Below are 14,677 nucleotides of genomic sequence, written 5' to 3'. Positions count from 1 at the left end.
TCGGGCGCGGATAGGCACAGCAGAGGCCGGTGCCCGCCTGGGTGGGAATGCTTCGCGGCGCGCACCGGAGCTTCACACCGAGCAGGCGAGTCCGGGTGCACCGCCGGGCGCGCCGGGGAGGGGCGGGACAGTGCGGGTGCCACGCAGATCTCGGCGGTGGGTGCGCGCTGAGGCGGCCTCTGGGGCGGACGGTCGGGCCGAACCGGTCGTGGGCGGCGCGGACGAGCGGGGCGAACCGGTCGTCGGCGGCGCGGGCGGTCGGGTCGAGCCGGTGGTGGACGGTGCGGATGAGCGGGTTGCCGGTGGTGAGGCTGGCGGCGGGGAGAGTGCTGGCGAGGAAGTATCTGGTGACTCGGCTGGCGGCGAGGCCATTGGCGGAGGCGGAGTTGCGGAAGCTGCCAGTGGTGAGACGGCCGGTGCGGACGAAGCTAACGATGAGGTGGCCGGCGCTGAAGACGAAGCCGCCGGTGGCGAGTCGGTCGGGGCTGCTAGCAGTGGCGGTGCAGAAGACGGCGTAGCTACCAAAGCCGAAGAGACCATCGACGCAGCAACCAGCCCGGCCGGCCCGGTTCCGAAAGCAACAACCCCCGTCCTCGTCGGACCCCCGCCGGATAAACCTCGGTGGATCGGCCGTGCGCGGGTTCGCGTTCGGCGAGGTCGCTATCGGACTCGCCGGGTCGCGTCACGGCATCGGACGGCTGTCGCGGTGCTCGCCGGGATTGTCGGGGTGCTTCCGGCGACCGTCGGTGCGGGAGTGGTTGTCGGGTGGGTGGGGCGGATGCCGGTGGTGCACACGGCGGACGTGACGCCTGACCAGGGCTACGACCCGGGGATCCGCGGCATCGCGGTCGACGGGCGGTTGCCTGCGGCTCCGGCTCCAGTTCCTTTGCCTGCCTACGATTTGCCGGACGGGCCGCTCGGGATACCGGCTACCGCGCTCGTCGCGTATCGGCACGCGGCTGACGTGCTGGGGAAAGAACAACCGGGCTGTCATATCGACTGGGCGCTCATCGCGAGCATCGGGCGGATCGAGTCGAATCACGCGCGGGGCGGGTATGTCGACGCGGCGGGGACGACGCTGCAGCCGATTCTCGGCCCGCAGCTCAACGGGACTGGTCCGTTCGCGGCGATTCCCGACACCGATCACGGCGTCCTCGACCACGACCCGGTCTGGGATCGCGCGGTCGGGCCGTTCCAGTTCATCCCGGCGACCTGGGGCACTTACGCCGCGGACGGCAACGGCGACGGCAAAACCGACCCCAGCAATCTCTTCGACGCCTCGCTCGCGGCGGCGCGTTATCTCTGCTCCGGCGGGCTCGACCTGGCCAATCCGGACCAGTTGCGGACTGCGATCTACCGCTACAACAACTCCGACGCCTACGTCACGACAGTCATCCTCTGGGCGGAGGCCTACCGCAAGGGCGTCGCACAGGTGCCGGACAGTCCGGTTCCGGTCGGGGCACCGGGGCCGACCATGCCGACGCTGCCCAGTTCCGCACCGAAGCCGGGGGAAACGCCGCCAAGGACTACCGGGGCCCCGTTGCCGCCGGTCTCTAGCGGTCGGCCGTCGGTGACGCCTACCGGGCTGCCGACCGCTGGCAGTCCGCCGCCTCAGTCGCAAACGCAGACCACCGAGAGCAGCACTCCGACCTGCGGATCCAGCACCACCACGACCACGACGACCACAACCACGCCGACGACTTCGACCTGCGTTTCGTCGAGCAGCAGCAGTCCGGCGAGCGGTGGAGCGGCGTCAGACGGGTAGCCTCGAGAACTTCGGTAGCCTCGATTACACCATTACATCCAGGGGAGCCGATGAGTCTTCGCCAGTTCGAGTACGCCTTGGCCGTCGCCGAGGCGGGGTCGGTGACCGCTGCGGCTGAGTTGCTTCACGTCGCCCAGCCGTCCGTTTCCCAGCAGATTCGCGGGTTGGAGCGGGAACTCGGCGTGCAGTTGTTTTCCCGCACGCCGACCGGGCTGGTGCCGACCGTCGTCGGGCGGGCGTTTCTCCGGGACGCCGAGGTGGCGGTCCGGGCGGCGCGGCGGGCGCAGGCGACGGCGCGGGCGGGAGCTGACGAGCTGGTCGGCGAGTTGGTCGTCGCGGTGCAGATGGGGTTGGGGACTCGGCAGTTGCCGGGGGCGTTGGCGGCGCTGCGCCGGAAATACCCGCGGTTGGCGGTGACGGTATTCGAGGAGCCGAATCCTGCCGAGCTGGAGCAGTTCGCCCGGCGCGGGGTGCTGGATCTCGCGTTGCTCGGCTCGGAGTGCGACGAGGGGTTGTACGAGGGGCACCACCTTGGCGACGAGGAGTTCGTGGTGGTGCTCGGCGCTGCGCACCGGTTGCTCAAGAAAGACCGGGTGGCGTTGCGGGAGCTGGAAGAAGAACAGTGGATCCGGTTCGATCATGACAGCGCGCTCGACGGCCTCCTGACAGAAGTGTTGCGCGACAACGGGTTGGACCCGACTGCGGTCGCGCGGGTGTCGCAGACCTCGACCGCGGTGCGGTGGGCCGCGCACGGGCTGGGAGTGACGTTGGTTCCGGCGTCGGCGGTGCCCGAGGGGCATGAAGATCTTGTCCGGCCGGTGTTTCCCGTCGTGTCCCAGCCCGTGGTCGCGGCGGTTCGGCCCGGGGCGGGGCCCGCGGAGATGGCGTTGCTCGAGTTTTTGCGGCAGGAGACCTGGTATCAGTCGGTGTCTCCGGCTGCCTGACCTCAGAGTTGCGTGTCGCCTCCGTCTACGACCAGTTCGATGCCGGTGCTGAAGGTGGCGTCGAAGGCGAGGAAGGCGACGGCGCGGGCGATCTCTCCGGGGGTGCCCAGCCGTTTCATGGGGTTGGCCGAGGCCCGTGCTGCCTTGAAGCGCGCGGCTTCGTCGGCTGACATTCCGGCTTCCAGGATTTCCGTGTCGATCGGGCCGGGGCTGAGCGCGTTGACCCGGATCCCGCGCGGGAGCAGTTCGGCGGCGAGCGTGCGGGCCATTGAACGCAGGGCGGCCTTGCCTGCCGAGTAGACGCTGGTTTCCGGCAGGCCCATGACGTTCGCGGTCGAGGTGGTCAGGACGACGCCCGCTCCGGAGCGCAGCAGCGGCGCGAGCTTCTGCACAGTGAAGTACGCGCCCTTGACGTTGACCGCGAACTGCTCGTCGAACTGCTCCTCGGTGACCGATGCGAACGGTGCCGTCCGGGCGACCCCGGCGTTGACGAACAGGGCGTCGACCGGGCCGGTTACCTGGTTTGCCAGCGCGTCCAGGTCGGAGAGCGACGCCACATCGCCGCGGACCGCCGTCGCGTCATCGCCGAGCTGGGCCAACGCGGTGTCGAGGCGGGTTTGGGAACGGCCGGTGATGATTACCTTGGCTCCGCCGTCGGCGAACAATTTCGCGGTGGCGAAACCCATTCCGGTGCTGCCGCCGGTGATTACGGCGGTTTTGCCCCGATAACGGTCGGAAAGAGTCATCGCGGGTATTCGCCTCCGTCGACGGCCAGTCCGCTTCCGGTGAGCCAGCTCGCCTGGTCGGACAGCAGGAACAGCACCGCGTTGGCGATGTCGTCGGGTTCGCCGTCGCGGCCCAGCGGAACGCCGGGGAGATCAGGGCTGTTGGACGACAGGCTCGCCCACTGCTCCCGCGTCGCCAGGCCGCCGGGGGTGGCGGTCCGGCCGGGGGAGACGGCGTTGACGCGGACACCGGACGGGGCCAGTTCGGCGGCGAGGCCTCGGCTGTACGCCTCCAGCGCGGTTTTCGCGGCCACGTAGTGCAGGAAGGGCGGGAACGGCGGACGGAGCGCGGCGGTGGAGATGTGCACGATCGCGCCCGATCGGCGCTCCTGCATCCCCGGGGCGAGCAGTGCGTCCAAGCGGACTGCGGCCAGGAGATTCACCGACAGCGCGTCCTGCCACTCGTCGTCGGGGATGGCCAGGGCGTTGGGGTGCGGACGCGCACCGCCCGCGTTGTGGACCAGCAGGTCGACGCCGCCGAGGAGGTCTTGCGCGGCGGAGGCGATCGTCTGGGCTCCGTCCTGCGTGCGGACGTCGGCCTCGACGAAGGACGCTCCCTCCGGCACCGGGCCGGCCGTCCGGGCGGTGGTGAGCACCGTCGCGCCCGCGGCCAGCAACTGCGCCACGATTGCCGCGCCGATTCCGCGGGAGCCGCCGGTGACCAGTGCGCGCTTTCCCGCTATTCCGTATTCGATCGTGGGCATGCCACTGAACCTCTCGATAAAGGAGAAATAAAACGCCGCGAAATCGAAAGCGGCGAACACGTCGACCGTACTTCCGGAAAAGAGCGGAAAGCAAAGACCAAATACCGGCGAGGGGGCATAGGACCCGCCTATGCCCGCCTGGCCCGCGAAGCGCCGGAGACCAAGTAAAGTCGGGGCCATGCCTCGGGTAGCTGCGATCGACTGTGGGACCAACTCCATCCGTCTGCTCGTCGCCGAGTTGACGCCGCGCCATGACGGCACGGTCGACCTGCGCGACCTGCACCGCGAGATGCGCATCGTGCGGCTCGGCCAGGGCGTCGACGCCACCGGCCGGCTCGCGCCGGAAGCGCTCGAGCGCACCCGCGCCGCGCTCGCGGACTACACCGTCGCCGCGCGGCGCAAGGGCGTCGAGAAGGTGCGCATGGTCGCCACCTCGGCGACCCGCGACGCGAGCAACCGCGACGAGTTCTTCGCGATGACCCGCGAAACGCTGGGCGTCGAGGCCGAGGTGATCAGCGGCGACGAGGAGGCCCGGCTGTCCTTCACCGGCGCGGTCGGCGAGCAGGACCCCGACGACGGGCCGTTCGTGGTCGTCGACGTCGGCGGCGGCTCCACCGAACTCGTCCTCGGCACCTGGAACGGCCGCGAGGCCGAGGTGACCGCCGCGAAATCCGTCGACATCGGCTGCGTCCGGATCACCGAGCGCGCGCTGAAGGACGACCCGCCGACCGCCGACGAGATCACCGCCGCCCGCGAGCTGGCCCGCGGCATCCTCGCCGAGGCGTTCGACGTCGTGGACGTCGCGAAGGCCCGCACCTGGATCGGCGTCGCCGGCACCGTGACCACGTTGTCAGCGGTTTCGCTGGCGCTGCCCGAGTACGACTCCGAGCGCATTCACCTGTCGAAACTGACCCACGGAGAGATCGACCGGGTCGCGGAAAACCTCCTCGCGGCCGACCGCGCGACCCGCTCGGAGAACCCGGTGATCCATCCCGGCCGGGTCGACGTGATCGGCGGCGGCGCGGTCGTCGTCCAGGTGCTCGCCGAGGAACTCGCCGCGCGCGGTGGTCCGGACCAGTTGGTCGTCAGCGAGCACGACATCCTGGACGGCATCGCTTTGTCGCTTGCCTGAACGCTCCGCGACGGCGGGGTAACCGGACGCGCGCACCCGTACCAAAACCACTGAAAGTCATCAAGCGCAGTTCGTTGTGAGCTGACCGGGTGATGGTCGTCGTTGTTATTCAGGTGCAACCCGGTGATCCGGTTACGAAGGGCTGATCCCGCTAGCCTCCATCTCGCTATTCGGACGCGAGAAACGGAGGGGACATGCGGGGTTCATCCAGGCTCTGGAGCGCGGCCGCTGTCGTGACAACCTTGTCACTGCTCCTGACCGCCTGTGGGGGCGGCGGATCCAGCAGTGGGTCGTCAGGCGAGGCGGACCCGAACGGGACTTTCACGGTCTACGGCACGGAACCGCAGAACACGCTGATCCCCACGAACACCAACGAACTCGGCGGCTCCAAGGCCGTCGACCCGATGTTCTCCGGTCTCGTCGCGTACAAGGGCGACAGCGGCGAACCGTTCAACTTGATGGCGGAGTCGATCACCACGACCGATTCCAAGGTCTTCGACATCAAGATCAAGCACGGCTGGAAGTTCCACGACGGCACCGAGGTCAAGGCGAAGAACTTCGTCGACGCCTGGAACTACGGGGCCAACTCGGCGAACGGGCAGATCAACAGCACGTTCTTCGAGAACATCGCGGGCTACTCCGACGTCCACCCGGCCGACAAGGCGGCGAAGCCGACCAAGGACAAGATGTCCGGCCTGGCGGTCAAGGGCGACTACGAGTTCCAGGTGACCCTGGACGCGCCGTTCTCCGTGTTCACCACCAAGATCGGCTACACCGCGTTCGCGCCGCTGCCGGACTCCTTCTTCAAGGACCCCGCCGCCTTCGCGAAGCACCCGATCGGCAACGGCCCGATGAAGTTCGTCAGCCGCACGCCGAACGTCGACATCAAGCTGACCCGGTTCGACGACTACCAGGGCCAGGACAAGGTCAAGTTCAAGGACCTCGACGTCAAGATCTACGCCAGCCAGGAAACCGCCTACCAGGACCTGCTGAGCAACAAGCTCGACTTCATCGAGACGCTGCCGCCGTCCGCGCTCACCGCGGACAAGTACAAGGCCGATCTCAAGGAGAATCTGGTCACCGGGCACCTGCTGGGGATCAGCACGATCGCGGTGCCGTACTACGTGCCCGGCTACAACAACCTCGACCTGCGCCGCGCGATCTCGATGGCGATCGACCGCGAGCAGATCACCAAGACGGTCATGCACGACACCTATGTCCCCGCCGACAGCTATGTCTCCCAAGGCATCGCTGGCTTCCGGCCGGGCGTGTGCGGCGAGTACTGCAAGTTCAATCCGGCGAAGGCGAAGGAACTCTTCGCGAAGTCGGGGTTCACGGGCAAGCTCACCATCGCCTCGAACGCCGACGGCGGCCGCAAGGAGCCGTTGGTGGCCGCGTGCAACAGCATCAAGAACACCCTCGGCGTCGAATGCGATTTCGTTCCGGCGACCGACTTCGGCCAGTGGCGCAGCATCGTGACCGGGCACAAGCTGACCGGCATGGGCCGTTCCGACTGGTCGGCGGACTATCCGTCCATTGAGGACTTCCTCAACCCGCTTTACCGGACCGGGGCGTCGTCGAACGACTCGACGTACTCCAACCCGCAGGTCGACGCGCTGCTCAAGCAGGCGGACTCGACGGCGGACAAGGACGCCGCGGTGAAGCTGTACCAGCAGGCGGAAGACCTGATCGCGAAGGACCTGCCCTCGATCCCGGTGTGGGACGAGAAGGGCGTCGCGGCCAAGTCGAAGCACACCAAGACCGTGGTCCTCGACTTCCGCCGCCGCGCGGACTACTCGTCGGTCGAGGTCCTCAAGAAGTGATGCGCTGACTCGTCCGTTCCCACCACGCGGCTCGTGAGCGGCGGTCCCGGGTGGCACCGTGATCGCCGCTCACGAGCCCGGCGCGCACTCCTAGGAACCACGCATGATTCGTTACGTCCTGCGTCGCCTGCTCCAGCTGATCCCGGTGTTCTTCGGCACCACCTTCCTGATCTACGCACTGGTGTGGGCGGTGCCCGGGGACCCGTTCTCCGGCAAATGCGGACAGCAAGCCTGCCCGCAGGCCTACATCGACCTGATGACCGAGAAGTTCCACCTGAACGACAACCTGTTCGTCCAGTACTTCAAATACCTCGGGAGCCTGTTCAGCGGCGACTGGGGAGAGACGTTCAACGGCTCCGCGGTCGGCGAACTGATTTCCACTTCTTATCCGATCACGCTGCGCCTCGCGCTCGTCGCGGTGCTCATCGAGGCGGTCATCGGCCTCAGCGCCGGCGTGCTGACCGGCTTGCGGGGCAAGGGCTTCCTCGACAACCTGGTGCTGGTCTCGACGACGTTCCTGATCTCGCTGCCGGTGTTCGTCACCGCGATCGTGCTGCAGATCGTGCTCGGCGTGAACCTCGGCATCATCGACGCCAGCGTTTCGGACGATCCGAGTTTCGGCGAGCTGATCGTGCCGGGCATCGCGCTCGGCAGCCTGTCGATGGCTTATATCGCCCGGTTGACGAGAACGTCGATCGCGGAGAACCGGCACGCCGACTACATCCGCACCGCCATCGCCAAGGGGCAGCCCAACAGCCGCGTCATCGGCATTCACCTGCTGCGCAACTCGGTGATCCCGGTGCTGACCTTCCTCGGCACCGACCTCGGCGCCCTGATGGGCGGCGCGATCGTGACCGAGGGCGTGTTCAACATCAACGGTCTCGGCGGGCTGATCTTCCGCGGCCTCCAGAACCGGGAAAGCGCGACCGTCGTCGGCGTCGTCGTGCTGCTGGTGCTGGTGTATCTGCTGATGAGCCTGATCGTGGACCTGCTCTACGCCGTTCTCGACCCGAGGATCCGTTATGACTGACCCGAATCTCGTCGGCGGCGGAGGAGTCGACGCGGCACAGCTGTCGCATGTGGACCACTCGGCCGACGCCGGTCCGAAGAAACCGCGCAGCCTGTGGGGCGACGCCTGGCGGCAGCTGCGCCGCAAGCCGGCGTTCGTGCTCTCCGCGTTGATCATCCTGCTGGTCGTGCTGATCGCGATCGCGCCGGGACTGTTCTCGCACCGCCCCGCCGGCTACAGCGATCTGACGCACGCCAACGAAGGCCCCTCCGCGGATGCCTGGTTCGGCTACGACAACCAGGGCTACGACGTGTACGCGCGGACCATCTACGGGGCGAGGGCCTCGTTGCTGGTCGGCGTTTTCGCGACGCTGCTGACCGTCCTTTTCGGATCGTTGATCGGCATCGTCGCCGGTTACTACGGCCGGATCGTCGACAGCCTGCTGTCCCGGCTCGGCGACGTTTTCGCCGGCCTGCCGTTCGTGCTCGGCGCGATCGTCATCCTCACCACGTTCAACGCGCCGGGCACGAATCCCGGGCAGGTGACCATCATCGTGCAGGTGGTGTGTTCGATCGCGGTGCTGACGTGGCCGGTGGCGATGCGCATCATGCGGTCCGCGACGCTGGTGGCCAAGCAGCTGGACTACGTGAAGGCGGCTCGTGCGCTCGGGGCCAGCACGCCGCGGATCGTGTTCCGGCACCTGTTGCCGAACACGCTCGCGCCGGTGCTCGTGTACGCCACGATCGCGCTCGGCGCGGCCATCGGAGCCGAGGCGACACTGGCCTACCTCGGCATCGGGGTGCGGCCGCCGGTGGTGTCGTGGGGCGTCATGATCAGCGACGCACGCGACTATTTCCGCGCCGTCCCGCACATGCTCCTGTTCCCCGGTGCGTTCGTCACCGTCACCGTGCTCGCGTTCGTGATGCTCGGCGACGGTATCCGCGACGCGCTCGACCCGAAGTCGAGGTAGCCGCAATGTCCACAGTGTCCAGTGCGCCGGATCCGACGGCGGAGCACGAGCTGCTGCTCGAGGTCGAAGACCTGCACGTGGAGTTCCGCACCTCCGACGGCGTGGCCAACGTGCTCAACGGCGTCAGCTATTCGGTGCACGCCGGGGAAACCCTTGCCGTACTTGGTGAATCAGGGTCCGGCAAGAGCGTCACCGCGCAGACCGTCATGGGAATTCTCGACACCCCGCCGGGGGTGATCACCGGAGGGTCGATCCGCTATCGCGGCGAGGACGTGCTCACCGCGTCGGCGGACCGGCGGCGGCAGATGCGCGGCGCGGAGATCGCGATGATCTTCCAGGACGCGCTTTCCGCGCTGAACCCGGTGTTCACCATCGGGTTCCAGATCGAGGAGCAGCTGCGCGTCCGGCTGGGAATGTCCAAAAAGGATGCGCGCAAACGGGCGATCGAACTGCTCGACCTGGTGCGGATCCCGGCGGCGGCACGGCGGGTGAAGGACTACCCGCACCAGTTCTCCGGCGGGATGCGGCAGCGCGCGATGATCGCGATGTCGCTGGCTCTCGACCCGGACCTGCTCATCGCGGACGAGCCGACGACCGCGCTGGACGTGACCGTGCAGGCGCAGATCATGGACCTGCTCGCGGACATCCAGCGGGAACGGCGGATGGGGCTCGTCCTCATCACGCACGACCTCGGCGTGGTCGCGGAGGTCGCGGACCGGATCGCGGTGATGTACGCCGGCCGGATCGTGGAACAGGCCGACGTGCGGGAGCTGTTCAGCTCGCCCGGGCATCCCTACACCGCCGCGCTGATGGATTCGCTGCCCCGGCTGGACCTCAAAGGACAGACCCTGGAGACGATCAAGGGGCTGCCGCCGAGCCTGCTCGACATTCCGTCCGGATGTCCGTTCCACCCGCGCTGCAAGCGGGCAGAGCAACGGTGCCGCGACGAGCGGCCGTCCTCGCACGCGCTCGGGTTCGGCCGGGTCAGTGCGTGTCACTTCGCCGAGGAGGTGGTGGAAAGCCATGGGTGAGCCGATTCTCAGCGTGCGCGACCTGGTCAAGCATTTCCCGGTGCGCGACGGCGTGTTGTTCAAGCGGACGATCGCGCAGGTGAAGGCCGTCGACGGCGTGTCTTTCGACCTGCAGCCGGGCGAAACCCTCGGCGTGGTCGGCGAATCCGGCTGCGGGAAGTCGACACTCGCGCAGGTGCTGATGCGTCTGGAGGAGCCGACCAGCGGCAGCGCGACCTTCGAGGGCCGCGATCTGTTCAAACTGCGCGGCGCGGAACTGCGGCGGATGCGCCGCGAGATCCAGATCGTGCTGCAGGACCCTTACACGTCGCTGAATCCGCGGATGACCGTCGGCGACATCGTCGGCGAGCCGTTCGAGATTCACACCGAGGTCGCCCCGAAGGGGTCGCGGGCGAAGAAGGTGCAGGAACTGCTGGAGGTGGTCGGGCTCAACCCCGAGCACGTGAACCGGTATCCGCACCAGTTCTCCGGCGGCCAGCGGCAGCGCATCGGCATCGCGCGGGCGCTGGCGTTGCGGCCCAAGGTGATCATCTGCGACGAGCCGGTGTCCGCTTTGGACGTTTCGATCCAGGCGCAGGTGATGAACCTGCTCGGGGAACTGCAGGGCGAGTTCGGACTGTCCTATGTGTTCATCGCGCACGACCTGTCGGTGGTGCGGCATCTGTCCACCCGGGTCGCGGTGATGTACCTCGGGAAGATCGTCGAAATCGGTACTGAGGACGAGATTTACGAGCGACCGTCCCATCCCTACACCCAGGCGCTGCTCTCCGCGGTGCCGGTCGCCGACCCTGCGGTGCGCGGGCAGCGGCAGGTGATCCGGCTGGAGGGCGACGTGCCGAGCCCGATCGATCCGCCGTCGGGCTGCCGGTTCCGGACGCGGTGCTGGAAGGCGGCCGACATTTGCGCGGCCGAGGCTCCGAAACTGGAGCCGAGGACGGACGGGCATCTGTCGGCTTGTCACTTCGCCGAGGTGAAGTCGGTGGTTCCGTAACAAGGCGATTCCTCCGGTTCGCCGATTGCCGCGCGCAGTGTCCGCTATGTACGTTGCATTGTCGGTTTTCGTGAGGAGGACTCGTGAAAAGACCCAGATTGCTCGCAGTGGCACTCGCGGTGCCATTATTCGGTGCGGTGTCCGGCGTCGCCCTTCCGGCGGCGTCGGCCCAACCCGCCGGTCCGGTGACGGAATTCAGCGTACTGGCGCGGGACGGCCAAAGTGTTGCCGCCGCGCAGAAAGCGGTGCGCGACGCCGGCGGCACGGTCGTCACGACCAACGCCGCGGTCGGGCTCATCACCGCCACGGCACCCGCTTCCGGTTTCGCTGAGCGGGTTTCGGCCAACCACGCGGTATTCGGCGCGGCCAAGGCGAAAGCGATCGGCAGCGCGCCGAAGGCGGGCAAGAAGGAGAAGCCGGACGCGGTCGAGAAGGAAGGCCGCGGCAGTGTTTCGCGCAAGGCCGCGGCGCACAAGGCGGCCGGCACCGATCCGCTGGACGACCAGCTCTGGGGCCTCAAGTCGACCCGCTCCGACCTGGCCCGCACCAAACAGGCGGGCGACAAGCGGGTCAAGGTCGGCATCATCGACACCGGGGTCGACGGCAGTCACCCGGACATCGCGCCGAACTTCGACAAAGCCGATTCGCGCAACTTCACCAAGGACATCGTCGCCGACGTCAACGGCACCGTGGTCGACGGTCCGTGCGAGTTCCGCGGCTGTGTCGACCCGGTGGACCACGACGACAACGGACACGGCACGCACGTCGCCGGCACGATCGCCGCGGCGGCGAACGGATTCGGCGTTTCCGGGGTGGCGCCGAACGTGACGCTGGTGAACATCCGCGCCGGACAGGACGCCGGATTCTTCTTCCTGCAGCCGATGGTCGACGCGCTGACGTATTCCGGCGACGCGGGAATCGACGTCGTCAACATGAGTTTCTATGTGGACCCGTGGCTCTACAACTGCCGGTCGAACCCGGCGGATTCCGCTGCCGAGCAAGCAGAACAGCGCACGATCATCGAAGCGGCCACCCGGGCGTTGAACTACGCGCACCGCAAGGGCGTGACGATGGTGGTCGCGCTCGGCAACCAGCACGACGAACTGGCCGCGCCGCACGACGACGTCACGAGCCCGGACTACCCGGCGAACGGGCCGCATCCGCGCAAGATCGACAATGCTTCGTGCTTCTCGCTGCCGGTCGAAGGTCCGCACACCATCGGTGTCGGCTCGTTCGGCCCGACGCAGGCGAAAGCGGACTACTCCAATTACGGCACGGAGCAGATCTCCGTTTCCGCGCCCGGTGGCTTCTTCCGCGACGGTTATGGCACGCCGTGGTACCGGACGGTGGAGAACGAGATCCTGTCCACGTATCCGCGCAATGTCGGGGTAGCGGCGGGAAACATTGACGCGGCGGGCAATGTGACCCCGGCCGGGGTCGCGCTCGGCGTGCAGAAGGCGACGGCGAGCGACGGCCGCGTCGGCTATTACCAATGGCTGCAAGGGACTTCGATGGCCGCTCCGCACGCGACCGGCGTCGCGGCGCTGATCGTTTCGCAGTACGGCAAGAAGACCGGGCATTCAGTCTCGATGGACCCGGACGCGGTGCAGCGGGTGCTGGAAGGCACGGCCGCGCCGATCGCGTGCCCGGTGCCGCGCACGGTCGACTATCTCAAGGAGGGCCGGGACGCTTCGTTCACGGCTACCTGCCTTGGCGACGCGTCGTTCAACGGCTTCTACGGACATGGTTCGGTGGACGCCTATTCCGCGGTGACGCGGGGTTCGGCGTTCCTTCGCTGAACGAACAGCGGTGGGGCGGGAATCCCGCCTCACCGCCGGTTCAATGTCGATTTCAGTAGTGCCGCAGCCGGTCCATGATCTTGTCGGCTGCCTGTTGTTGTTGCGGGGTGAGCGTCTTGGCGGCGTTCGCTTCGGCACCGCAGAATTTGTCGGCTGCCGGCCGGGTGCCGTTCGCCAGATAGTCGATTACGGCGTTGAAGCCGCAGCTGTTCAGGTGCGGGAAGCCGACGCCGTGACCGCCCTGGTCGACCGTGACCATCCGGGCCCGGTCGCCGAACGCTTCGCGGGTGTCCAGCGCGCCGGACAGCGGCGTCGCCGGGTCCCGCGTGTTCTGGACCAGCAGCAGGTTCGACGGTCCCTGGTCGCTGAATTGCACTGGCGGTTCGACCGGCTGATACGGCCAGTACGCGCACGGCCAGATGTTCGCCGTCGTGCCGCCGAGCATCGGGTACGTGACCCGGTCCTGCGCGACGTTGCGCTGGTAGGTCGAAATCTGCCGGGGCCAGGCGTGGTCCCCGCAGATCACCGAAACCATGGTGCCGACCTGGCTCTGTGCCGAACCGTCGTTTCCCGGCAGCGTGCCGTCCGGGGGAACCTGTCCGGAGAGGACGGTTTGCCACAGCTGTGCCAGCTGCGGGAACTTCGAGGTTTGGTAGGTGAGTGCGTGTGTTACCAGCCGGAACAGGGAACCGTCGAGACCGCCGAGCGGGTGCTGGTCGAGTTTGTCCGCGAGCTTGAAAAACGCCGCGGTGACGTCAGCGGGCGTGGCACCGAGACCGTAGCTGGAATTGCGCACGGCGGCCCATTTCGCGAAGTCCGGGAAACGGTCCTGCATTCCTTCACCGAAGCGCCGCGCTGCGGTGATGTCGTAACCGTCCGGCCCGATAACGCTGTCGAGCACGACTCGGTCGGTGCGGTCCGGGAACAGCGAGGCGTACACCCCGCCGAGGTAAGTGCCGTACGACAGGCCGAAGTACGAGATCTTGGACTCGCCGAGCGCGGCCCGGATCTGATCCATGTCGCGCGCGGTGTTCGCGGTGGTGATGTGCGGAAGGACCGGCGCGGATTCCGAGGCGGCGCATTGCTGGGCGAACTTCTTGACCTCTGCCGCGGACTCCACGACTTCAGCGGCGTTGTGCGCGTATCTCGGCGCGATCGTCAGCTGGTCCGGTTTCAGATTGCAGCTGACCGGATTGCTGTGGTCGACGCCGCGCGGGTCGAAGCCGATCAGGTCGTACTCGGCGAGCAGGCTCGCCGGAAGGCCGATCTGGGCAAGCTGCAGCGGGAACGTGAGGCCGGGGCTGCCAGGGCCGCCGGGGTTGAACAGCAGCACCCCGCGGCGTTTCGCCGGATCGCTGCTGGGCAGCCGGGAGATCGCGACGCTGATCTTCTTGCCGTCCGGGCTCCGGTAGTCCAGCGGCACTTCGAGCGAGGCGCATTGCAATTGCGGAGACGCGACATCGTCTGGACACTTGCCCCAGTTCACCGCGGGTCTAGCGGATGCGGCGGTCGCCGGAACCGCCGTCGCCGTCAATGCCGCGGCGGCTAGTACGACGAGCAATTGTTTTCGCACTGTCTTCCTTCCTTTGCCAAAATCGATCGAACTCGGGAATCGAGGGAAGGCGGGTGAAGCCAAGCTGCACGGACAGACGACGGTGGGGCGGGAAGCCCGCCCCACCGCCGCTCATCGTCCCACCCCAACTCGGTTAAGTTACAGTGGCTTA

Annotated in this window: 12 protein-coding genes; 9 read left to right on the top strand and 3 right to left on the bottom strand. The window is 67.5% G+C overall.

From position 1 onward, the window contains the following. Positions 1-778 precede the first annotated feature (778 nt). A complete protein-coding gene (locus ACWGIC_RS16815; protein ID WP_452076841.1) occupies positions 779-1,765 on the top strand; it encodes a lytic murein transglycosylase in 987 nt (328 codons plus the stop codon). Between the two features lie 50 nt (positions 1,766-1,815). Further along, positions 1,816-2,709 (top strand): LysR family transcriptional regulator, encoded by an 894-nt coding sequence (locus tag ACWGIC_RS16810; protein ID WP_452076840.1) that lies wholly within the window; start codon positions 1,816-1,818, stop codon positions 2,707-2,709. Positions 2,710-2,711: 2 nt separating this feature from the next. On the opposite strand, the gene ACWGIC_RS16805 is transcribed toward ACWGIC_RS16810, so the two are convergent. Both ACWGIC_RS16805 and ACWGIC_RS16800 read right to left on the bottom strand, forming a co-directional pair. Continuing rightward, complete coding sequence (locus ACWGIC_RS16805; RefSeq protein WP_452076839.1) at positions 2,712-3,455, bottom strand: SDR family oxidoreductase; 744 nt, start codon at positions 3,453-3,455, stop codon at positions 2,712-2,714. Beyond that, complete coding sequence (locus tag ACWGIC_RS16800; protein ID WP_452076838.1) at positions 3,452-4,198, bottom strand: oxidoreductase; 747 nt, start codon at positions 4,196-4,198, stop codon at positions 3,452-3,454. Before ACWGIC_RS16800 ends, ACWGIC_RS16805 begins: the two co-directional genes overlap by 4 nt. Positions 4,199-4,376: 178 nt before the next feature. Here ACWGIC_RS16800 and ACWGIC_RS16795 point away from each other — a divergent pair, with 178 nt between their 5' ends. From ACWGIC_RS16795 to ACWGIC_RS16765, 7 genes are all read left to right on the top strand, one after another. Further along, positions 4,377-5,330 carry a Ppx/GppA phosphatase family protein gene (locus ACWGIC_RS16795; RefSeq protein ID WP_452076837.1) on the top strand — a complete coding sequence of 318 codons (954 nt, stop codon included), beginning with the start codon at positions 4,377-4,379 and terminating at the stop codon, positions 5,328-5,330. Positions 5,331-5,524: 194 nt separating this feature from the next. Then, entirely contained in the window at positions 5,525-7,153 is a 1,629-nt protein-coding gene (locus ACWGIC_RS16790) for a peptide ABC transporter substrate-binding protein (protein WP_452076836.1), read from the top strand. Between the two features lie 103 nt (positions 7,154-7,256). Then, complete coding sequence (locus ACWGIC_RS16785; RefSeq protein ID WP_452076835.1) at positions 7,257-8,183, top strand: ABC transporter permease; 927 nt, start codon at positions 7,257-7,259, stop codon at positions 8,181-8,183. Continuing rightward, positions 8,176-9,132, top strand: coding sequence for an ABC transporter permease (locus tag ACWGIC_RS16780; protein WP_452076834.1), 957 nt, complete (start codon positions 8,176-8,178; stop codon positions 9,130-9,132). Before ACWGIC_RS16785 ends, ACWGIC_RS16780 begins: the two co-directional genes overlap by 8 nt. Positions 9,133-9,137: 5 nt before the next feature. Then, a complete protein-coding gene (locus ACWGIC_RS16775; RefSeq protein ID WP_452076833.1) occupies positions 9,138-10,163 on the top strand; it encodes an ABC transporter ATP-binding protein in 1,026 nt (341 codons plus the stop codon). Further along, complete coding sequence (locus ACWGIC_RS16770) at positions 10,156-11,154, top strand: ABC transporter ATP-binding protein (RefSeq protein WP_452076832.1); 999 nt, start codon at positions 10,156-10,158, stop codon at positions 11,152-11,154. Before ACWGIC_RS16775 ends, ACWGIC_RS16770 begins: the two co-directional genes overlap by 8 nt. An 83-nt stretch (positions 11,155-11,237) precedes the next feature. Further along, positions 11,238-12,953, top strand: a complete 1,716-nt coding sequence (locus tag ACWGIC_RS16765; protein WP_452076831.1) for a S8 family serine peptidase — start codon at positions 11,238-11,240, stop codon at positions 12,951-12,953. 52 nt (positions 12,954-13,005) lie between these two features. Here ACWGIC_RS16765 and ACWGIC_RS16760 read toward each other — a convergent pair whose 3' ends face one another. Continuing rightward, the gene (locus ACWGIC_RS16760) at positions 13,006-14,526 is read right to left on the bottom strand and encodes an alpha/beta hydrolase (protein WP_452076830.1); all 1,521 of its coding nucleotides are present in this window, start codon (positions 14,524-14,526) and stop codon (positions 13,006-13,008) included. Positions 14,527-14,677: the final 151 nt, after the last annotated feature.

The organism is Amycolatopsis sp. NPDC054798 (genome assembly GCF_053611505.1).
This window is presented reverse-complemented; position numbering and strand designations above follow the sequence as displayed.

What these genes read in the sequence shown, in the direction of transcription:
- ACWGIC_RS16815 (WP_452076841.1), top strand. Translation starts at nt 779, where the DNA reads ATGCCGGTGGTGCACACGGCGGACGTGACGCCTGACCAGGGCTACGAC.
- ACWGIC_RS16810 (WP_452076840.1), top strand. Translation starts at nt 1,816, where the DNA reads ATGAGTCTTCGCCAGTTCGAGTACGCCTTGGCCGTCGCCGAGGCGGGG.
- ACWGIC_RS16805 (WP_452076839.1), bottom strand. Translation starts at nt 3,455, where the DNA reads ATGACTCTTTCCGACCGTTATCGGGGCAAAACCGCCGTAATCACCGGC.
- ACWGIC_RS16800 (WP_452076838.1), bottom strand. Translation starts at nt 4,198, where the DNA reads ATGCCCACGATCGAATACGGAATAGCGGGAAAGCGCGCACTGGTCACC.
- ACWGIC_RS16795 (WP_452076837.1), top strand. Translation starts at nt 4,377, where the DNA reads ATGCCTCGGGTAGCTGCGATCGACTGTGGGACCAACTCCATCCGTCTG.
- ACWGIC_RS16790 (WP_452076836.1), top strand. Translation starts at nt 5,525, where the DNA reads ATGCGGGGTTCATCCAGGCTCTGGAGCGCGGCCGCTGTCGTGACAACC.
- ACWGIC_RS16785 (WP_452076835.1), top strand. Translation starts at nt 7,257, where the DNA reads ATGATTCGTTACGTCCTGCGTCGCCTGCTCCAGCTGATCCCGGTGTTC.
- ACWGIC_RS16780 (WP_452076834.1), top strand. Translation starts at nt 8,176, where the DNA reads ATGACTGACCCGAATCTCGTCGGCGGCGGAGGAGTCGACGCGGCACAG.
- ACWGIC_RS16775 (WP_452076833.1), top strand. Translation starts at nt 9,138, where the DNA reads ATGTCCACAGTGTCCAGTGCGCCGGATCCGACGGCGGAGCACGAGCTG.
- ACWGIC_RS16770 (WP_452076832.1), top strand. Translation starts at nt 10,156, where the DNA reads ATGGGTGAGCCGATTCTCAGCGTGCGCGACCTGGTCAAGCATTTCCCG.